A 19,674-nucleotide genomic window follows, 5' to 3' on the forward strand; every position below is an offset into this window, starting at 1 on the left:
AATGATTTTGATTAAGATTGCATAAAAAATAGTAAAACTTTGGGCATCCTTTTTTGAATACCATAATTTTATCGGCTCAATTATGTTCAATGAAACTGACCATTCTTATCAACTGCCCCGACCAATCGGGAATCATTCGTTCCGTCACCACCTTTATCCATCAGCAAAAAGGCAATGTGGTGTACCTTGACCAGCATGTGGACAAACAGGCAGGCGTGTTTTTTATGCGATTGAAGAGTGAGTTTGAACATAATCTGGATTTACCCAAATTCAAAAAAGAATTTGGACGTGAATTGGCGGAAGGTTTTCATATGGAATGGGATGCTTATACGGATATGTACAGACCAAAAATGGCCATTTTTGTCTCTAAGTACAATCATTGTCTGTACGATTTGCTGAGCAGGTATAATTCTGGGGAACTTTCTGTTGAAATTCCTTTTATTTTAAGCAATCATAGGGATTTGGAATATGTGGCGGAGCAGTTCAATATTCCTTATTTTCATATTCCAGTGACCAAAGAAACCAAGGCAGAGGCCGAAGACAAACAATTGGAGCTTTTGGAACAGTACGGAGTTGATTTTATTGTTTTGGCGAGGTATATGCAAATAGTATCACCCAAGGTGATTGATGTTTTCCCTCAGAAAATCATTAACATTCACCATTCCTTCTTGCCTGCCTTTGCTGGAGCAAAACCCTATCACGCCGCATTTAACAGAGGTGTTAAAATTATTGGGGCCACAAGTCATTATGTTACCGAAGATTTGGATGCAGGCCCCATTATAGAGCAAGATGTAACCACGGTATCACATACGCATTCCGTGAAGGATTTTATTGCAAAAGGACGGGATTTGGAACGTATTGTCCTTTCTCGGGCCGTGCAGCTTCATGTAGCTCGGAAAACGATGGTCTACAATAATAAAACAGTGATTTTTTCTTAATAAAAGATTACGTATCTTCTAAAAAACGAGTACAAACACAACATCAATCATCCCTAAAATGAATCAAGACTATATACAACCCAATCCATGGAGCATTATCGAAGAGGGTTTTGACCAAGATCGCGTTAAATCTTCCGAAAGTCTCTTTAGTATAGGCAATGGAGCTATGGGACAACGTGCCAATTTTGAAGAATCCTATTCAGGCCCCAGTTTTCAAGGAAGTTATATCGGAGGGGTATACTATCCTGACAAAACCCGTGTGGGATGGTGGAAAAACGGTTATCCAGAATATTTCGCCAAGGTTATAAATGCCCCAAATTGGATAGGTATTGATGTAGAAATCGATGGAACGCCTTTGGATTTGAACACTTGTACACATATCAAAAACTTTAAGCGGGAACTTAATATGAAAGAAGGGTGGTACCAAAGAAATTTCGTCGCCACCACACCCAATAATATTGAAATAGCGGTTGTTGCCACCCGATTTTTGAGTCTGTCGCATGATGAAGTTGGAGCCATCAAATTTGAAATTACCCCGCTTAATTCTGATGCCAAAATTGTATTTAAACCCTATGTTGATGCAGGTATCACCAATGAGGACAGTAACTGGGATGATAAATTCTGGAATACCACCAATATCGAATCCGATAAAAACAGGGCCTTTATTGAATCGCATACCATGAAAACCCATTTTAATGTGTGCACCTTTATGCAAGCGCATTTGGTTTATGGTGATACATTGAAAGATACTCCCGATTCTTTAAACGAAAAGAAGCTTTCCATCGGTTTTGAATTCCATCAAAACGTAAAAAAGGGAGAAAAAGTAAGTTTTGTAAAGTTCGGAGGGTATACGGTAGACCGAAACCACGATGCCGACAAGTTAACACAAGCTGCCCATGATGCATTGGACCAAGTCTCTTCCCTAGGGTATGATGGACTTTTGGAGGAGCAGAAAAAAGCCTGGGCCCAGATTTGGGAAATGAGCGACATTACAATAGAAGGTGATGTTAAAGCACAGCAAGGGATACGCTTCAATATATTTCAACTGAATCAGACCTACACCGGAACAGATTCCCGATTAAATATTGGCCCGAAAGGGTTCACGGGCGAGAAATATGGCGGTAGCACGTATTGGGACACCGAAGCCTATTGTCTTCCATTTTATATGGCTACTAAAAATCAGGAAGTGGCTCGGAAACTGCTCAAATACCGCTACAATCATCTGGAAAAGGCCATTGAAAATGCCGAAAAGTTAGGTTTCAAAAATGGGGCTGCGCTCTACCCAATGGTTACTATGAATGGTGAAGAATGCCATAACGAATGGGAAATCACTTTTGAGGAAATCCACCGTAATGGAGCCATAGCCTACGCCATTTACAACTATACAAAATACACCCAAGACTATAGCTACATTCCAGAAATGGGATTGGAAGTGCTGATTGGAATTGCTCGTTTTTGGCAGCAACGGGTCAATTGGTCCGAACATCGCAAGAAATATGTAATGTTGGGCGTAACCGGTCCCAACGAGTACGAGAACAACGTCAACAACAACTGGTACACCAATTACCTTGCAAAATGGTGCCTGGAGTACGCACTGGAACAATTGGAAGACGTTCGGCAAAATTATCCGAAGGATTACAAAAGAGTTTTGGAAAAGACTAAATTGGGCAACGATGAAACCGGCTTATGGAAAAAAGTCGCCGCCCATATGTATTTTCCATATTCCGAAGAACATGGGGTTTACCTTCAACAAGATGGATTCTTGGACAAAGACTTGGTCCGTGTGGCCGACCTCGATAAAAGAGAACGCCCCATCAACCAACATTGGAGCTGGGACCGTATTCTTAGGTCACCCTATATCAAACAAGCGGACACCTTGCAGGGGTTTTATTTCTTTGAAGACCATTTTACGGAGCAGGAACTGGAAAAGCACTTTGATTTCTACGAGCCTTTCACCGTTCATGAATCTTCGCTTTCACCCTGCGTTCACTCCGTACAGGCTGCCAAATTAGGCCGAATGGAGCAAGCCTACACATTTTACCTGCGAACTTCTCGATTGGATTTGGACGACTACAACAAAGAGGTCGAAGAAGGACTGCATATTACATCAATGGCAGGGACTTGGATGAGTATTGTAGAAGGATTTGGTGGTATGCGTGTTAGAGACGGTAAGCTTTGCTTTTCTCCAAAAATTCCTGAACAATGGGATAGGTACTCCTTCAAAATTAATTTCAGGGACAGGGTTTTAAAGGTTACTGTTGCCCAAAACGGTGCAACCTTTACTATTGATGAAGGTGAAAGCTTAGAAATTCTTGTCAATGGTGAATCCATTATTTTGAATTAACCATTATTTATGTAGTTTCCCCATATATCATCACTCCAAATTAAAAAATTTAACCATGAAAAGATTAGTGCTATGTATTTTAGTGTTACAACTTGTAGGGTGCGCAGAACTCCAGCAGGTTGTGGACCAATTGCCCCAAGGAACAACAGGAATAGGAAATGATCAAATAGCCCAGGGATTACGGGAGGCGCTGAACATGGGCATTGAAAAGCAAGTAAACCAACTTACCAGCGAAAATGGGTTCTACAAGAATGAGTTGGTAAAGATCATGCTTCCAGAGGAGCTGCAAAAAGTGGACAAAACCTTGCGCGATGTTGGTTTGGCCGGTTTGGCCGATGAAGGTTTGCGAATTATCAACCGTGCTGCCGAAGATGCCGTTGGCGAGGCCACTCCCATTTTTGTGGATGCCGTAAAAGGAATCACATTCAATGATGCCAAACAGATACTTTTAGGGAACGATAATGCAGCAACCCAATATTTGCAGCAGGCCACAAAAACCCAGTTGTACAATAAATTTAACCCTATTATCAAAAATTCGTTCCAAAAAGTGGGGGCTGACCAAATCTGGAGCAATATCATTACCAAGTACAATAGCTTGCCATTGACCAATGATGTAAACCCCGATTTAACGGATTACACTACCAACGAAGCATTGGAAGGTGTCTATACCATGATTGCTTTGGAAGAAAAGGAAATTAGGACAAAAGTTTCGTCAAGAACAACAGATTTATTAAAAAAGGTGTTTGCTCTTCAGGATAAATCATAATTTTTTGATAAAAACGCAATAACTCAAACAATAAGTCGTTATTAACTCAATAATAAAGTATAATTATAACAAAATCCTAAAGTTAAATTAACCTTGATCCAGAGGTTAAACTTGATTTTTGTACAAGTTATCTGAGTTAGCATTTTTTTGAGTTAGTTAGTTTAAAAACCGGTGTTCTTCACCGGTTTTTTGCATTCAAAACTTTTCGGTAGAGCCCATCAAATGCAATGGATACATTGCCCTCTTCATCTAGTACCTCCCACAACTGCCTAACGGTTCCATCATCATTCTTGGTCCATGTAATTCGGTTTTTATATGGCTTGCCATCAGCCTTTGTAAATTCTTCGGAGGTCAGAATCATTTGATTCTCGACCCTATTCCCTTTCAATTTTAATGAAGCTCCTGCATTGTCCACCCACAATTGCTCCCATTGATTGGTTTGGGCATTAAAAAAATTAAGGCTGGTTCCTGTATACCCTGCATTTGCGCTTGTCCAATTTTCTCGAATCACACAACCACCTTCTCCCTTACTTATTGCACTTGAACCAGCAGGAGAACCATCTTTTGAATTGATTACTTCCCACTCTCCTATCCAAAAATCAAAAGCACGGTGATTTTCAGAGCAACAGTTACAATTTTGAGAATCTTGCGCAAACAAGACAAGCTGAAAAAAACAACTTAGAATGATTGTTATCTTATGCATTTGAATCATTTGAATGTAAAAAGAGACTCATTTTAAAGGTACGTTAATTTTATCCTACCCCAATGTAAGTAGTTTTCTTCAACAGGGCGGGATACGTTAAATTTTAGATAAATTACCTGATTTATAGACGTATACCCTCTACCTACGTAGTCCACGAGCACGTTTTGAACGTATCTTTGTTATTAACAAATCTTGAGAGCTATGAATAATCAGTATTGTAAAGTTGGTTCTGTTACACCCATCACAAGTGTTAGCCAAGCAGCATCAGTTTTGGAAGTAATGCACAACAATTTTATGGAGAAAGCTGCCAGCGTTGCTGGAAAAGACAATCAGTTGGGAGAATTCTTCAAAAGAAAAGCGCAGAGTCTAAAAAAGGTTTTGGAGAGCTTGTAGGTCTGGACTTAATTCAGTTTAGCGAGTTCAACAGACATTTCCTTCTGGATTTCCTGTGCCTTTTTCGCAGCAGTTTCAGCAAAATCCAACCCTGTAGAAGCATATAAAATACCACGTGAGGAGTTCACCAACAAACCTATATCCTTGGTAATTCCGTACTTGCAGACCTCTTGCAAACTACCTCCTTGTGCCCCCACACCAGGTACCAATAAAAAGCTCTCCGGTACAATCCTTCGAATATCTTCCAAATAAGTAGCCTTTGTAGCTCCTACCACATACATCAATCGTTCTGAACCTTTATACGTTTTGGAAACGGATATAACCTCTTTGTACAATTCCTGTCCAGCCACAATTTTAGTCTGAAAATCAAATGCGCCTTGGTTGGATGTAAGCGCCAATAAAATGGTATGCTTATCCTTAAACTCCAAAAAGGGCTCCACAGAATCCTTGCCCATATAGGGTGCAATGGTAATGGAATCAAAATCCATCGTTTCAAAAAACGCTTTCGCGTAGCGGGTAGACGTATTCCCAATATCACCGCGCTTGGCATCGGCAATGGTGAACATCTCTGGGTAGTTGGCATTCAAATATGCCATGGTACGCTCCAAGGATTTCCATCCTTCCAGACCGTAAGCCTCATAAAAGGCGATATTCGGCTTATAGGCCACACAATAGGAATGCGTAGCATCAATAATCGCTTTGTTGAAAGCGAAGATGGGGTCTTCTTCTTTTAGAAGATGTTCTGGAATTTTATCTAGATCCGTGTCGAGACCAACACAGAGGAATGATTTTTTTTGATGTATCTGGGCAATTAAATCTTCTATCTTCATTATGAAAGGTTCTCGACCGTGCTCAATTGAAAATTAACAGCTTAAAATATCTCCGAAGCTTCTTTGAGTTTCTCGGTGTTTTCCACCAACATCAACTCATCGATAATTTTTTGGATATCTCCGTTGATGATATTCTGCAAGTCGTAAAGCGTTAGACCAATTCGGTGATCGGTCACCCTACCTTGCGGATAATTGTACGTTCGGATTTTCGCCGAACGGTCGCCACTACTTACTTGAGAATTACGCTTGGCAGCATCCTCGGCCTGTTTTTTGGCCAATTCCATATCGTACAAACGGGAACGAAGCACCTTAAAGGCTTTATCCTTGTTCTTGTGCTGCGATTTTTCATCCTGACATTGGGCCACAATCCCTGTGGGCTCGTGCGTTAAACGCACCGCAGAATAAGTGGTGTTCACCGACTGTCCACCAGGTCCAGAGGAACAGAAATAATCTATCCGTACATCCTTGGGGTCAATCTGCACATCAAATTCTTCTGCTTCGGGAATCACCATCACGGTAGCGGCACTGGTATGCACTCTACCTTGGGTTTCGGTCTGTGGTACGCGTTGTACACGATGCACCCCAGCCTCAAACTTCAAAGTTCCATACACATCTTCGCCATTCACCTCAAAATGGATTTCTTTATATCCACCGCTAGTGCCCTCACTCAAATCGATTACATTGGTCTTCCACCCTTTGGATTCGCAATATTTGGTATACATACGGAATAAATCGCCCGCAAAAATACTGGCTTCATCCCCACCAGTTCCCGCTCTGATTTCCATTACCACGTTCTTTTCGTCCTCGGGGTCTTTGGGAATCAAAAGGTATTTAATTTCTTCTTCCAACTTGGGCAACGCACTTTTGGCCTCATCCAATTGCATCTTGGCCATTTCCAACATTTCCGCATCACTGCCATCTGCAATAATTTCTTCCGCTTCTTGAATATTGTTGGTAAGGGTAATGTATTCGTCGCGCTTGTCGCTGAGCAACTTTAAGTCTTTGTACTCCTTGTTCAGTTTTACGTAACGCTTTTGGTCCGAAATAATATCGGGCTGTATGATCAGGTCGGAAACCTCATCAAAACGCTGTTTTACGATGTTGAGTTTGTCTAGCATAAATCAATCCTCCTAATAGGAATGCGAATTTACGATTAATTTGTACATTTAGTAAATACAATGATTTCATTATTCCGTCTTAAAACGTACCTGATGGTTTTCCTCTTCTACAAAACCATTCTCTTGGCATCCACGTCGATAGCAATTGTGTTAATGTTTTTCAAAGCTCCCTTTTCAACAATAATTAGCTTAAAACTAGTTTTTATAGGTTTGCTAACGGTAAGGTTTTCAGATTCAAGATATTCGAAAGATTTGATATTATATCAAAACTTCGGTATTTCAAAAATATGTTTATTGTCTCTCTCCTTTGCTTTTGATTTGATTATATCATCAATTATATATCTCATCTTTTTCTCTTGATTCTTGAAATTGACAACATAGAGCTCTCTTTTGATAACAAAAGCATTTTGAGGGGAGTGTATTTGAAAGCCGAAAGCGGAAAAATTACTGGAATATTGGGTAGAAATGGCTCTGGCAAAACATCCTTGCTTAATATTCTGTTTGGAAGCTTAAAACCTAAATATAAATCCATCCGGATTGATGGAAAGTTCATAAAAGAGCCTTTGTTTCTAAGCACTAAGGTTGCCTACCTGCCGCAGCATAAACTACTTTCCAAAAATATTAAAGTAGGCACTTGCTTTAAATTGTTCAATATTGACTGGAAAACATTCATTCAAACTTTTCAACATTTCAAAACATTCAAAAACCATTATACTTCAGAACTTTCGGGTGGTGAATTAAGATTATTGGAAACCTATTTAATTTTAAATAGTGATAAAAGCATAATTCTGCTTGACGAACCTTTCTCCAACTTAGCCCCTCTTTATATCTCCAAAATCAAGGAAATCATACAGAAAAGAAAGGCCCATAAAGTCATATTGCTTACAGACCATTTCTACGAAGAAATCCTAGAGCTAAGTGATGAACTGTATTTTTTGAAAAATGGATGTTCTAAATTAATCTGCAATACCAAAGACCTTCAAAATGAAGGATATTTACCAGCTAATTCCCAATAAAAGTAGTCCCAAGCGTAACGATGAAGGCATTGAGGCCATCACTACGATCATATTGGCTAAAGCGTAGGTTGATGGTTTTCAACCCAAAATTGAGGACTCTGGCACTCGTAAAAATATCCTTGTACTGCACTCCTATTCCATATTGATGGGCATCGTAATTGGACAAATCGTAGTCCGAAGTATAAAAATCATAGGTGGACAAAGCCTGTTCCTTTGGGTAAAAATAATCCGCTGCAGTTTGGGTGTAGTATCGGTAAGTCGGGTACAAAGTGAATTTATTGGTCAACTTGACTGGAGCTTCCAAACTTGCGGTGTGGGAGCTAATGCCCCAATCATCCCAATAAAAACGGTAATAGGAACGCAGCACGACTAAATCGTTCAAATAATAATTCAACCGACCGCCCACAGGTATCTTAAATCGGCTATCAGGCAATTGTTCTACGTTGTCCGCCAATTGGAAATCATCAATATAAAAATCTTCAAAATCCGAGAAATATACACGTTGGAACGGTGTACTTAACAAACCGTTTTGGGAAACCACATCCATAAATAGGGCGCCCTGCAATTTTTGACTTAAAATTTGTGAAAAGCTCAATGACAAGGAATAGGAGTTCCTGTTCTCGCTATCAAATTCAGAGAAAATAGGGCTGTATGTTCCATTACCTGTGATTCGGTCATCAAAAAAACCTTCTCGCAGTTCAATGGGGTAAATTGCGTTCCACTTATCTAAAAATACGTTCCCGCTGAGCGTGATCTCCGTATTCTTTTCATTAAAAAGTTTCGTGTAACTACCTCCAAAACCAATAGAGAAATAGTCGTATTCAGAAGAAAAATAAGCATTGGCACTCCAAATGGAGTTACGATCATCGGAACTGTGTTGATAACTGGGGTTGATATAGGCCAATACATCCTTTCGTGATTCGCCCGAAGAGGCATCAAACGGGCTAACATTGAGTCCACCATCCAAAGGGTTCACATTACTCGAAGATGCCGAAGTATAGGCTGATAGCCCAACATCTACCGTTAAAATATCATCCTCGTTCATAGGCATTCGCAGTACAATACTGGATGTGGCATCGGTCAATTCTTCGGTGCCCTCCCCTCCTGTTACTGCTGCATTTTGCCCATCTTGACTGTAATAACTAAAAAGTAAATCCACCTCGCTTGCCTCCAACACCCTCCTTTTATAAGAAGTAGCATTTTGTTGCGCCCAACTCACAGACACCATCAGAAAAAATAAAACTACGGAAAGGTTTTTTGTTGAAATGGACAATTGAGTCATAGGTTTTTAAAAGTTGAAACTTGTAATCTGTAGTATTTTCCTTGTGTACGTCATTCCGAATTTATTTCGGAATCTCATTATATGGGTAATCAAGAGCCAAATGAGATCCTGAAACAAGTTCAGGTTGACAAAACCTGGCCCCATATTTTTTTTATTGACCATTTCAATTACATCCACATCCACCGCCTGTTTTGCCACCGTTGGCACCAGAAGAAGCCTCCCTATAAATATGGAAATTTGTTTCGAAGCGCTCGCATGGTCTAGCGCTCAACTGCATTTCCTCATCGTTCACATACACCTTGTCGTACTCGCGCACGGCAACACAAGAGCTCGAAAAAATCAATAGCAATAGTAAAAAATATAGCCTTCCCATAATTTAAATGTACTAATTCGTATCGAACATAATACCTGAACTCTTATGCACTTTATTTTCGGAGTCCACCACAACGGCTTCCACCCCATCAATCTGATTGATCATATGCAGGCCAACATCCCTGCCCATCGTAAAAACAGCTGTTGCCAAAGCATCGCACAACTCGGCTTGTTTGGCAAAAATGGAAACACTGTTGATGCCTCGCGTCGGGTATCCCGTTCTTGGGTCCATAATGTGCGAATACTTTTTCCCGTCGAGCTCTATATATTTTTCATAATTGCCAGAAGTAGCTACGGAAGACTCGATGATGGGCAGCCAACTAAAAACTTTGTCCTTGCTCAGCGGGTTGGCAATACCTACCAGCCATTTTTCACCTGTTACTTTGGTTCCCCAAGTGGTAAGGTCCCCGGACGCATTGATGATTCCTCCCTTAACATCTTTGGAAACCAACAATTCCTTGGCCCTATCCGCAGCATAGCCTTTACCAATGGCACCAAATCCTATTTTCATTCCCTTTTCAGGGAGGTAGACGGTTTGGTTTTCCGCATCAAGCTGAATCTTTTTGAACCCCACTTTTGAAACCGAATTTTTTATTTCTGCTTCGGTCGGAACTTTGTCCATGGTCCCATCAAACTTCCAGATATTGTCCATTGATGCGTAGGTGATATCAAAAGCACCATCTGTTATTTCGGATATTTTAATGGAACGCTCAATCAAATTCAAAAGCTCCCGGTTTACCTTGACGGGTTTGATTCCTGCATTTTTGTTGATCAATGTGGTTTCGGAATCCTTATCCCATGACGAAATCAGTTTTTCTACGCGTTCAATTTCAGATACGGCTTCGTCTATGTTGATGTAGCCAATTTCCTCATTCGGTGCCACCACAGTTATCTCGAAACGGGTCCCCATTAATTTCAAGGTCCTTTTTACGGTGACATCGGTTTGTCTCGACTGCCCAAACGACAACAGGCAACAAAGACTGCAAGCTAAGGCAACGAGGGCTTTCATTTCAAAAATTTATTTAGGGTCTTGATGTATTTCTCTGGACTGGTCCGGGCCACAAAACCTGTGGTACCCAAAACGTTTTGATCCTTGTCCATTACCACCACTAAGGGAAAATAACCCTTTGGGTTATATTTTTCGGCCAAGGATTTGTTCTGGTTCATTTTTTCCTCAGGCAACTTATTCTGTTTCTTCCTTGGAAAATCGGCATCATACATTACATAATGTTCCGAGGCATAGGCTTGGAACTCATCGCTATCAAAAATGTGTCGCTTTAATCGGATGCAGGGGGCACACCAATCCGAACCCGAAAAAACCAAAACAATGGGTTTGTCTTCAGTAGAGGCCTTGGTGAGGGCTTCATCGAAATTTTCTTGCCATTGTGCGTGAAGCATACCCGCACAGGAAAAAATTAGTATGTAGACTATTTTTTTCATTCGACTTGGAACTTAACAACTATTCGTAAACCCGTAACATGGAACCGTTGAGTTCTGTATTGTAGACCTTCAGGGCCTTGGCCGGACTCCCATCCACTTGATTGAGCGGGGTTCCATCCTGATCAAAACGCGATCCGTGCACATCACAGTAGAAAATACCGCCATTCTGGTCCACAAAACGCACTTGATCATAAGATTGATGACTACAAACCTGACTTGCCGCCACATATTCTCCTTGCAAGTTTCTGGCTATAACCACTAGATTTTTCAATATAAATCCACCATTTTCAGAAAGGCTGGAGGCCTCCGAAGAAGTAAGGTCTATAGCAAAATCGACCCCCGTAGGTTCTTCGACCAAATTACCATCTATCTGGTCTTTGGAACAGCCTTGTAAACAAGGAAATGTGAGGGCAAACGCCGCACCTGCTCCCAAACTTCGGAGAAACTCTTTTCTTTCCATAGCGTAAGGTTTATTACAAGAACGCTATTTCGGGGCAAAAAGTATGCTAATATTCAAACTTGCCGTAGGGGCTTTGGATAGTCAATTTTTTAGTGTCGGAGGATGCTACTCGACCAATGATCTGTGCGTCCACATTAAAACTTTGGGATATCGCAATAATTTCCTCTGCAACTTGCTCATCCACATACAATTCCATTCGATGGCCACAGTTGAAAACTTGGTACATCTCTTTCCAATCGGTCCCAGATTGTTCTTGAATCAGTTTGAACAGGGGTGGAATCGCAAACATATTGTCCTTGATGATGTGAAGGTTTTCCACAAAATGAAGAATCTTCGTCTGCGCGCCTCCACTGCAATGCACCATCCCGTGAATTTCTTCTGAAGTATAGTGTTCCAGCACTTGTTTGATAATGGGCGCGTAAGTTCGGGTCGGAGACAATACCAATTTCCCAGCATCAAGGGGCGAATCGGGTACTTCATCCGTCAATTTTGTACTTCCGGAGTATACCAATTCTTCGGGAACGGAAGCATCAAAACTTTCCGGGTATTTCTCGGCGAGATATTTGGAAAATACGTCGTGTCTGGCTGAAGTCAACCCATTACTGCCCATACCACCGTTGTATTCGGTCTCGTAACTCGCCTTTCCGAAAGACGCTAAACCTACAATTACATCTCCAGCTTTGATATTGGCATTGTCGATCACGTTTTTTCGTTCCATACGCGCCGTAACAGTGGAATCCACGATTATGGTTCGCACCAAATCGCCAACATCTGCAGTTTCACCCCCTGTGGAGCGAATGGTGATGCCGTGCTTTTCCAAATCGGAAATCAATTCCTCGGTACCATTGATGATGGCCGAAATTACTTCACCTGGAATTAGATTCTTGTTGCGCCCAATGGTGGACGACAATATAATATTGTCCGTTGCGCCTACGCAGATAAGGTCATCCACGTTCATAATAAGTGCATCTTGGGCTATACCTTTCCAAACTGAAACATCCCCCGTTTCCTTCCAATACATATAAGCCAAAGAGGATTTGGTTCCTGCACCATCGGCGTGCATTACCAAACAGTGGTCTTCGCTACCTGTTAAATAATCGGGTACTATTTTGCAGAACGCTTTGGGAAAAAGTCCTTTATCAATGTTTTTGATGGCGTTGTGCACATCTTCCTTGGAGGCTGAAACACCTCGTTGAGCGTATCTTTTACTGGTATCCGATGACATATGAAAGGTTTGGGCAAAAATAACGGAAAGCCATCAAATTATTGATATGCTTTCCGTCTTTTCCTTTTGGGTTGTGCTCTATTTGGAAAACAACATTTCCCTGTATTTGGTAAATGGCCAGAATTCATCCGCGATAAGCTTTTCCAATGCATCGGAATGTTCACGGATTTTATCAAAATACGGACGCACATTATTACAATACGCTTGGGCCTTCTTATCCACCACGGACATACCATTGGCACGCTTTCGAGCATCGGCCATTTCATCCGTAAGCTTTTTAATTTCAGAGATGTGCTCCCCTATTTGTTCTAAAATATTCAATTGGACTTCTGCCGTTTTTTTATGAGCGGCCCCATAAACGTCCTTAAGCCCTTGAATGTTCTCCAATAGCATATTCTGATACTTGACAGCAGCAGGAATAATATGATTGTATACCATTTCCCCCAGTATACGGCCTTCGATCTGAATATGGAAAATGTAAGCGCCCAATTCCACTTCTTTGTGAGCTTTGAGTTCCACTTCGTTCATCACATCCATTTGTTTGAAGAGTGCGTAGCTTTCTTTTGATGTGATGACCTGCAGCGCTTCCGGTGTATTTTTGTTGAAGCTCAGTTTTCGTCTGCGTGCTTCTTCCTGCCATTCAATACCATACCCATCCCCTTCAAAACGGATACGTTTGGATGTTTTGATGTATTCTCGCAATACATTGAAAACTGCTTCGTCCTTTTTTAGGCTTTTCTTGTCGATCAAGACATCGACCTCTTTTTTAAAGTCGGTCAATTGTTTGGCCACAATCGTATTGAGCATGGTCATGGGCTTGGCACAGTTCATCTTGGCCCCTACCCCTCTCATCTCAAATTTATTTCCGGTGAACGCAAAAGGTGATGTTCGGTTCCTGTCCGTATTGTCGAGCAATATTTCCGGAATCTTGCCCACTACGTTGAGTTTGAGCTCGGTTTTTTCCTTCGGGGACAATTTCCCTTTGGAAACCCCTTCCAACTCATCAAGCACATCGCTCAATTGTTTACCTATAAATATGGAAATAATGGGTGGTGGTGCTTCATTGGCTCCCAATCTGTGGTCGTTACTGGCCGAAGCAATTGAAGCTCTCAACAATTCTTCATAAGTATCCACTGCTTTGATGGTATTTATGAAGAATGTCAGAAACTGTAGGTTTTTCATCGGGGTTGTACCCGGGCTCAATAAATTAACGCCCGTATCGGTACCTAGCGACCAGTTGTTGTGTTTACCTGAGCCGTTGATTCCCGAAAAGGGCTTTTCGTGGAAGAGCACGGAGAAATTGTATTTATCGGCAATCTCTTCCATCACATCCATCAACAATAAATTATGATCTACGGAGAGGTTGGCCTCTTCAAATACGGAGGCAAGTTCAAATTGGTTTGGCGCCACCTCATTATGGCGTGTTTTTACCGGGATTCCGAGTTTGGTACATTCTTTTTCCAACTCACTCATAAACCCTAGAACCCTTGCCGGAATCACTCCAAAATAGTGATCGTCCAATTGCTGGCCTTTGGCCGAGAAACTGCCGACTAGGGTCCGTCCAGTTACGGAAAGATCCAGACGGGAATTTACCAATGACTTATCAATTAAAAAATATTCCTGTTCCCAACCCAGTGTCGCATGTACTTTTCTAACATTTTTATCAAAGTATTGCGCTACCGAAGTAGCTGCTTGGTCTACAGCATGCAAGGCCCGCAGTAATGGAGCTTTATTATCCAAAGCTTCTCCCGTATAAGCCACAAAAATGGTGGGGATGCACAAGGTTGTTTTATAAATAAAAGCTGGAGATGTGGGGTCCCAGGCGGTGTACCCACGTGCTTCAAAAGTGTTTCGGATTCCACCACTAGGAAAACTGGAAGCATCGGGTTCTTGCTGCACCAATTGTGCGCCTCCAAACTTCTCCATCGCCCTTCCGTTGGGAAGAATATCGAAGAAAGCGTCATGTTTTTCTGCTGTGGCACCTGTTAATGGCTGAAACCAGTGTGTATAATGCGTAGCTCCCATTGATAGTGCCCAGGCTTTCATACCTTCGGCAACTTGGTCGGCTACTTTTCGGTCTATTTTAGTTCCTTGAAAAATAGCGGACTTTACCTTATCCAAAGCTTCTTCCGTGAGGAATTGGAGCATCTTATCCTCATTGAAAACATTTTTCCCGAATAGATCGGATCTTTTTCCTGTTTCATTAATACTAATTTGCCCCCTATTTCGACTTTCCGCCAAGGCCTGAAATCTTGTTTTTGACATTTTCAACAATCTTTAATTTTCAAATCTACAATTAAGAATTTAATAATTTAAACTTCAAAAATTACTTTTTTTTCATTCATCCCTTTTAAAAACAGGGGTAATATAAATAATAAACACAACTTTGTGATTTTAACCCCTTAAAACATTGATATTTAAATGAAAAAACTATTTTTGCTAATCATAGAATTGAGAACGATTAACTACCAAAATTATGAGCAAATCTAAATTAGAGTATCTATGGTTGGATGGTTATGAACCAACAGCCAACATTAGAAGTAAAACTAGAATAGAAGAAGATTTTAGCGGTAAATTGGAAGATTGCCCAACGTGGTCTTTTGACGGTTCATCTACAAAACAAGCCGAAGGAGGTTCCTCTGACTGCCTATTGAAGCCCGTTGCCATTTATCCAGACCCCGCAAGAAGAGATGGTTATTTGGTTATGACCGAGGTATTGAATCCTGATGGAACGCCACACGTGAGCAATTCCAGAGCTACCATTGATGACGAGGATGATGACTTCTGGTTTGGATTTGAGCAGGAATACTTTATTATGGACACTGCTACAGGACTGCCATTAGGATTCCCCGTTGGTGGTTATCCTGGCCCTCAAGGGCTTTACTATTGTTCCGTTGGAGGAAGAAACACCTGGGGAAGAGATCTTGTTGAAGAGCATGCCGATCTTTGTCTGGATGCTGGACTGCAGTTCGAGGGCATCAACCAAGAGGTGGCTGCCGGACAGTGGGAATTCCAATTGTTCGCCAAAGGAGCCAAAAAAGCAGGTGATGAGATTTGGGTAGCTCGTTATATGTTGCAAAGATTGACCGAGAGCTACGGATACTATATTGAGTACCATCCAAAACCTATTAAAGGAGACTGGAACGGTTCCGGTATGCACGCCAATTTCTCCAACACTTTGTTGAGAACATGTGGTTCCAAAGAAGTTTATGAAAAAGTTTGTGAGGCTTTCCGTCCTGTAACCAAAGAGCACATCTCAGTTTACGGTGAGTACAATGATGAAAGATTGACAGGGAAACACGAAACTGCTTCCATTACAGATTTCAGCTATGGTGTTTCCGATAGAGGGGCATCCATCAGAATTCCGATCCTTACCGTGGAAAAAGGATGGAAAGGATGGTTAGAAGACAGAAGACCTGCCTCTAACGCCGACCCATACAAAGTTGCGGCCGTAATCGTAAAAACGGTAAAATCCGCCGAAGTATAAAACACGTATCTAAATTAGTTGTTGATTATAGATGAAAACCGTCCCGTTCTTTGGGGCGGTTTTTATTTTACGGTAAAGTAGATGAACATCGCGTAGAAAGCCAAAAGAATCAATCCATCCCGCCAACCCAATCGCAATCCTTTTGGAAAAAATACCAAGGGTAGAATAAGAAAGGATATTCCCAGCATCCAAAAAATATCGTTGGTCAGCAAGCCTTGGTCCATAACCGTAATCGGAGTAATTATGGATGTGATTCCCAATACGGCCAACAGATTAAAAATATTGGAACCAATCAGATTTCCAAGAGAAATCGCCTTCTCTTTTTTTAACACCGCAATCACCGAAGCTGCCAATTCCGGTATACTGGTCCCTACGGATACAATGGTGATACCAATTACACGGTCACTAACGCCAAAAGATGAGGCCATGCCCACGGCACCATCAATCAAAAGTTCCGAGCCACCCCACAATGCCGTGCCCCCGATCCCCAAAAACAGGACAATTTTATATAGTGGCAGAGGGATGTCGTCTTCGGGCATTTCATCAACCACCGCCGTTTTTTGAAACCTTAACAGGTAAACCAAAAACACAAATAACAAGGACACGAGGATAATCCCTTCGTTTTGCTGAAGTTCTCCATCAAAATAAATGAAACCACAAAACAATAATGATGCAACAATCATTACCGGCCAATCCGTAGTGTAGAAACTTTTTCTAACATCAATACTGCCCAAGATTACGGTAATGGCCAAAACCAGCCCCAAATTGGCAATATTAGAACCAACCACATTGCCCAATGCCAAATCTGGAAACCCATCCAAAGCGGCTTTGATACTAACAATAAGTTCTGGAGCGGAAGTCGCGAAGGAAACAACCGTCATACCCACCACAATTTTGGGGATGTTTAATCGTAGGGACAAGGCTACCGCTGATTTTAGCAACCAATTTCCCCCGGCAATCAGAAGAATCAATCCCAAAACGATAAAAAGTAGATTTCCCAAAAAAAGTAAAATTTTGCGCAAAGATAAGGGAAGAATCACTCATCAAAGAAGGTTCCATCAAAAAGAAAAACTAAATAATTAGTTAATAAACTATAAAAATAGTTGTTTAACTAAAACAATAGTATTATGTTTGAATCAGCTAATAACAACATCATGCAAAAATTGACCAATAAGGAAGAGGAAATCATGAAAATCCTCTGGGAGCTGAAAAAAGCTTTTGTTAAGGAAATTCTGGAAGAAATCGAGGGCGAAAAACCACATTACAACACCTTGTCCACCATTGTAAGGAATCTTCAGGAAAAAGGGTTCGTAGATCATGAGGCCTTTGGCAATACCCACAGGTATTTCCCGGTGGTGAGCAAGGAACAGTACCGTAAAAAATATGTTAATGCGGCTATTGCCGATTACTATAATGATTCCTTTAAAAGTTTGGTCTCCCACTTTGCACAGGAGGAAAAAATATCCATAACGGAACTGAAAGAGATTATTGACCTAATTGAAAAGAAGAAATAATGGAACCGATATTCTTATACTTTTTGCAATCGGCACTTATATCGGGTGCATTTTTAGCGGTGTACCATATATTTTTAAAGCGTGACACCCTTTTTAAAGAGAACAGACTGTTCCTATTGTCGGGATTGGTGCTTGCTTTTGTTTTTCCATTGATCAAGATTCAAAAAACAATTGTTGTTTCACAAGCTACGCTCGTTCAAGCAGTAGAAACGAGTGAACAAATTCCCCTAAATACGACGAACCAAAGTATTTACACCCTCGAAAACATACTTTTGTCCATTTATATTGTTGTGAGTCTTTTTCTGTTTATTAGGTTTATCAGCAAGTTGGTTTCTTTGAAAAAGTTGGCCAAAAATGCTCGTAAAAGAAGGGAAACACCTTTTTTGCATATGGAAACGGAGAAGCCGATATCTCCATTTTCTTTCTTTAATTATCTTTTTTACAACCCCCGACTTTTTGAATCCAACGAACTGCATTCGGTTTTGGAACACGAAAAAGTCCATGCTCGGCAACTCCATACGTTGGATATCTTGTTGCTGGAACTGTTAAAAATCTTTTTCTGGTTCAATCCAGTATTGTGGATATATAAAAGTGCAGTAAGGCAAAACTTGGAGTATTTGGCCGATCACTTTGCCATAGCACAAGCAAAAGACAAAAAATCCTACCAATACCTGATGCTAAAGCAGGTGGTAGATACACAAGAACACACTTTAGCGAGTTCATTTTATAATTCATTAATCAAAAAACGAATAGTCATGTTAAATCAAAATCAATCAAAAAAAGTCAATGTGCTCAAAACCTTGGTGATGCTTCCTTTGTTGGGCTTGTTTTTGGCAAGTTTCAGTATTGAGGAAACGTATCTGTACAAGGATTCCGATAGCGTAGAGAGTTTAATGACCGAAGAAAATTCAGATGATAACAAAACAGTTGAGTTGACCATTGATAAAAACACTACTGATGTCGAACTGGACAAAATCAAAAAGGATTTGGGCAAGGACGACATAGATTTTAGCTACACCACCGTGAGGAACGATGACAAGGAAATTATTGAAATTTCCCTGCAATTGAGCGGAAAAAACTCCGAAGGAAAATCGTTCAGCGGTAACTACAATAGCAATTCTGACGGACCCATTGGCCCCATTACCGTGTTTTACGACGATGCAAACAATGCGGTTTCTTTTTGGAATGCTGGCAAGAGCCAAAACGTTCAAATCCATCAAATAAAGGGCAAAAGCTCTTGGACAACCGATGATAATACTGAAATCATTATTAAAGAAGGTGATGAAGAGAAAGAGGTCATCGTCAATGGAAAGCGACTGACCGAGAAAGAAATGGAAGATATCGATTTAGATAACGTTGCTTCCATTTTTGTAACAAAGGACGAGGAAGACGAAAACATTAGGCATGTGACCATCAAAAAAGTGGGGGAGAAAAAACACAAGAATGTTGTGATGATCAAAACGGATGATGAAAAAGAAATCGAAGTAAAAGAGAGTAAAAATGTTATGGTCATTAGAGATTCTGATGACGACGAAGACATTGAAGTTATTAGTGGCGATGATGACGCCAGTTACTTTTTTATAGATAATGACGGAAAGGGTGAGCCACTCTACTATATTGATGGTAAAAAATCCAAATCAAAGGACCTTAAAAAAATATCGCCCAACGATATTGAAAGCGTTAACGTATTTAAAGGTGACAAAGCGATAGAGAAATACGGAAAAAAAGCTAAAGATGGGGTTATCGAAATCACCACAAAGAAGAATGAATAATTGTAAAATTATCA

Annotated in this window: 19 protein-coding genes; 8 read left to right on the forward strand and 11 right to left on the reverse strand. The window is 40.8% G+C overall.

The window, feature by feature from the left end:
- Positions 1–89 precede the first annotated feature (89 nt).
- From purU to J4E06_RS01020, 3 genes are read left to right on the forward strand one after another with little or no spacing between them, the layout of a single operon-like run.
- Positions 90–938, forward strand: a complete 849-nt coding sequence (gene purU / locus J4E06_RS01010) for a formyltetrahydrofolate deformylase (protein ID WP_349522186.1) — start codon at positions 90–92, stop codon at positions 936–938.
- 58 nt (positions 939–996) lie between these two features.
- Positions 997–3,282 (forward strand): maltose phosphorylase MdxK, encoded by a 2,286-nt coding sequence (gene mdxK, locus J4E06_RS01015; protein WP_349522187.1) that lies wholly within the window; start codon positions 997–999, stop codon positions 3,280–3,282.
- 55 nt (positions 3,283–3,337) lie between these two features.
- Complete coding sequence (locus tag J4E06_RS01020; protein WP_349522188.1) at positions 3,338–4,048, forward strand: DUF4197 domain-containing protein; 711 nt, start codon at positions 3,338–3,340, stop codon at positions 4,046–4,048.
- 178 nt (positions 4,049–4,226) lie between these two features.
- Here the strand turns inward: J4E06_RS01020 and J4E06_RS01025 are convergent, their stop codons facing one another.
- Complete coding sequence (locus tag J4E06_RS01025; RefSeq protein ID WP_349522189.1) at positions 4,227–4,751, reverse strand: hypothetical protein; 525 nt, start codon at positions 4,749–4,751, stop codon at positions 4,227–4,229.
- A 201-nt stretch (positions 4,752–4,952) separates the two neighbouring features.
- On the opposite strand from J4E06_RS01025, the gene J4E06_RS01030 reads away from it, so the two are divergent.
- Positions 4,953–5,144 carry a hypothetical protein gene (locus tag J4E06_RS01030; RefSeq protein ID WP_349522190.1) on the forward strand — a complete coding sequence of 64 codons (192 nt, stop codon included), beginning with the start codon at positions 4,953–4,955 and terminating at the stop codon, positions 5,142–5,144.
- Between the two features lie 8 nt (positions 5,145–5,152).
- Here the strand turns inward: J4E06_RS01030 and pyrF are convergent, their stop codons facing one another.
- Both pyrF and prfA read right to left on the reverse strand, forming a co-directional pair.
- Entirely contained in the window at positions 5,153–5,974 is an 822-nt protein-coding gene (gene pyrF / locus J4E06_RS01035; RefSeq protein WP_349522191.1) for an orotidine-5'-phosphate decarboxylase, read from the reverse strand.
- A 41-nt stretch (positions 5,975–6,015) separates the two neighbouring features.
- Positions 6,016–7,092 (reverse strand): peptide chain release factor 1, encoded by a 1,077-nt coding sequence (gene prfA / locus J4E06_RS01040; protein ID WP_119608641.1) that lies wholly within the window; start codon positions 7,090–7,092, stop codon positions 6,016–6,018.
- A 356-nt stretch (positions 7,093–7,448) separates the two neighbouring features.
- Here prfA and J4E06_RS01045 point away from each other — a divergent pair, with 356 nt between their 5' ends.
- Positions 7,449–8,108 carry an ATP-binding cassette domain-containing protein gene (locus J4E06_RS01045; protein ID WP_349522192.1) on the forward strand — a complete coding sequence of 220 codons (660 nt, stop codon included), beginning with the start codon at positions 7,449–7,451 and terminating at the stop codon, positions 8,106–8,108.
- Here J4E06_RS01045 and J4E06_RS01050 read toward each other — a convergent pair.
- The 7 genes from J4E06_RS01050 to J4E06_RS01080 all read right to left on the reverse strand — a co-directional run bounded on the left by J4E06_RS01050 (position 8,095) and on the right by J4E06_RS01080 (position 15,152).
- Positions 8,095–9,390, reverse strand: a complete 1,296-nt coding sequence (locus tag J4E06_RS01050; RefSeq protein ID WP_349522193.1) for a DUF3570 domain-containing protein — start codon at positions 9,388–9,390, stop codon at positions 8,095–8,097. The two genes, J4E06_RS01045 and J4E06_RS01050, sit on opposite strands and share 14 nt — an antisense overlap.
- 163 nt (positions 9,391–9,553) lie before the next feature.
- Complete coding sequence (locus tag J4E06_RS01055) at positions 9,554–9,763, reverse strand: DUF4266 domain-containing protein (protein WP_349522194.1); 210 nt, start codon at positions 9,761–9,763, stop codon at positions 9,554–9,556.
- Between the two features lie 12 nt (positions 9,764–9,775).
- Entirely contained in the window at positions 9,776–10,771 is a 996-nt protein-coding gene (locus tag J4E06_RS01060) for an FAD:protein FMN transferase (RefSeq protein WP_349522195.1), read from the reverse strand.
- The gene (locus J4E06_RS01065) at positions 10,768–11,202 is read right to left on the reverse strand and encodes a thioredoxin family protein (protein WP_349522196.1); all 435 of its coding nucleotides are present in this window, start codon (positions 11,200–11,202) and stop codon (positions 10,768–10,770) included. The genes J4E06_RS01060 and J4E06_RS01065 overlap by 4 nt, the downstream gene beginning before the upstream one ends.
- Before the next feature lie 19 nt (positions 11,203–11,221).
- Positions 11,222–11,662 carry a QcrA and Rieske domain-containing protein gene (locus tag J4E06_RS01070; protein ID WP_349522198.1) on the reverse strand — a complete coding sequence of 147 codons (441 nt, stop codon included), beginning with the start codon at positions 11,660–11,662 and terminating at the stop codon, positions 11,222–11,224.
- 46 nt (positions 11,663–11,708) lie between these two features.
- Positions 11,709–12,887, reverse strand: coding sequence for an AIR synthase related protein (locus J4E06_RS01075; protein ID WP_349522199.1), 1,179 nt, complete (start codon positions 12,885–12,887; stop codon positions 11,709–11,711).
- Positions 12,888–12,965: 78 nt separating this feature from the next.
- Complete coding sequence (locus J4E06_RS01080) at positions 12,966–15,152, reverse strand: glutamine synthetase III family protein (RefSeq protein ID WP_349522200.1); 2,187 nt, start codon at positions 15,150–15,152, stop codon at positions 12,966–12,968.
- Between the two features lie 211 nt (positions 15,153–15,363).
- Here J4E06_RS01080 and J4E06_RS01085 point away from each other — a divergent pair, with 211 nt between their 5' ends.
- Complete coding sequence (locus J4E06_RS01085) at positions 15,364–16,374, forward strand: glutamine synthetase beta-grasp domain-containing protein (RefSeq protein ID WP_349522201.1); 1,011 nt, start codon at positions 15,364–15,366, stop codon at positions 16,372–16,374.
- Positions 16,375–16,436: 62 nt separating this feature from the next.
- On the opposite strand, the gene J4E06_RS01090 is transcribed toward J4E06_RS01085, so the two are convergent.
- Complete coding sequence (locus tag J4E06_RS01090; RefSeq protein ID WP_349522202.1) at positions 16,437–17,375, reverse strand: calcium/sodium antiporter; 939 nt, start codon at positions 17,373–17,375, stop codon at positions 16,437–16,439.
- A gap of 153 nt (positions 17,376–17,528) precedes the next feature.
- Between J4E06_RS01090 and J4E06_RS01095 the strand changes: the two genes are divergently transcribed.
- Together J4E06_RS01095 and J4E06_RS01100 are read left to right on the forward strand one after the other, a co-directional pair.
- Positions 17,529–17,888, forward strand: a complete 360-nt coding sequence (locus tag J4E06_RS01095; RefSeq protein WP_349522603.1) for a BlaI/MecI/CopY family transcriptional regulator — start codon at positions 17,529–17,531, stop codon at positions 17,886–17,888.
- On the forward strand, positions 17,888–19,660 hold the full coding sequence (locus J4E06_RS01100) for a M56 family metallopeptidase (RefSeq protein WP_349522203.1): 1,773 nt from the start codon (positions 17,888–17,890) through the stop codon (positions 19,658–19,660). The genes J4E06_RS01095 and J4E06_RS01100 overlap by 1 nt, the downstream gene beginning before the upstream one ends.
- Positions 19,661–19,674: the final 14 nt, after the last annotated feature.

It is taken from the genome of Allomuricauda sp. NFXS6, assembly GCF_040148835.1.
Lineage (GTDB): Bacteria > Bacteroidota > Bacteroidia > Flavobacteriales > Flavobacteriaceae > Flagellimonas.

Coding starts and splice junctions, on each gene's coding strand:
- purU (WP_349522186.1), top strand. CDS start 90: ATGAAACTGACCATTCTTATCAACTGCCCCGACCAATCGGGAATCATT.
- mdxK (WP_349522187.1), top strand. CDS start 997: ATGAATCAAGACTATATACAACCCAATCCATGGAGCATTATCGAAGAG.
- J4E06_RS01020 (WP_349522188.1), top strand. CDS start 3,338: ATGAAAAGATTAGTGCTATGTATTTTAGTGTTACAACTTGTAGGGTGC.
- J4E06_RS01025 (WP_349522189.1), bottom strand. CDS start 4,751: ATGCATAAGATAACAATCATTCTAAGTTGTTTTTTTCAGCTTGTCTTG.
- J4E06_RS01030 (WP_349522190.1), top strand. CDS start 4,953: ATGAATAATCAGTATTGTAAAGTTGGTTCTGTTACACCCATCACAAGT.
- pyrF (WP_349522191.1), bottom strand. CDS start 5,974: ATGAAGATAGAAGATTTAATTGCCCAGATACATCAAAAAAAATCATTC.
- prfA (WP_119608641.1), bottom strand. CDS start 7,092: ATGCTAGACAAACTCAACATCGTAAAACAGCGTTTTGATGAGGTTTCC.
- J4E06_RS01050 (WP_349522193.1), bottom strand. CDS start 9,390: ATGACTCAATTGTCCATTTCAACAAAAAACCTTTCCGTAGTTTTATTT.
- J4E06_RS01055 (WP_349522194.1), bottom strand. CDS start 9,763: ATGGGAAGGCTATATTTTTTACTATTGCTATTGATTTTTTCGAGCTCT.
- J4E06_RS01060 (WP_349522195.1), bottom strand. CDS start 10,771: ATGAAAGCCCTCGTTGCCTTAGCTTGCAGTCTTTGTTGCCTGTTGTCG.
- J4E06_RS01065 (WP_349522196.1), bottom strand. CDS start 11,202: ATGAAAAAAATAGTCTACATACTAATTTTTTCCTGTGCGGGTATGCTT.
- J4E06_RS01070 (WP_349522198.1), bottom strand. CDS start 11,662: ATGGAAAGAAAAGAGTTTCTCCGAAGTTTGGGAGCAGGTGCGGCGTTT.
- J4E06_RS01075 (WP_349522199.1), bottom strand. CDS start 12,887: ATGTCATCGGATACCAGTAAAAGATACGCTCAACGAGGTGTTTCAGCC.
- J4E06_RS01080 (WP_349522200.1), bottom strand. CDS start 15,152: ATGTCAAAAACAAGATTTCAGGCCTTGGCGGAAAGTCGAAATAGGGGG.
- J4E06_RS01085 (WP_349522201.1), top strand. CDS start 15,364: ATGAGCAAATCTAAATTAGAGTATCTATGGTTGGATGGTTATGAACCA.
- J4E06_RS01095 (WP_349522603.1), top strand. CDS start 17,529: ATGCAAAAATTGACCAATAAGGAAGAGGAAATCATGAAAATCCTCTGG.
- J4E06_RS01100 (WP_349522203.1), top strand. CDS start 17,888: ATGGAACCGATATTCTTATACTTTTTGCAATCGGCACTTATATCGGGT.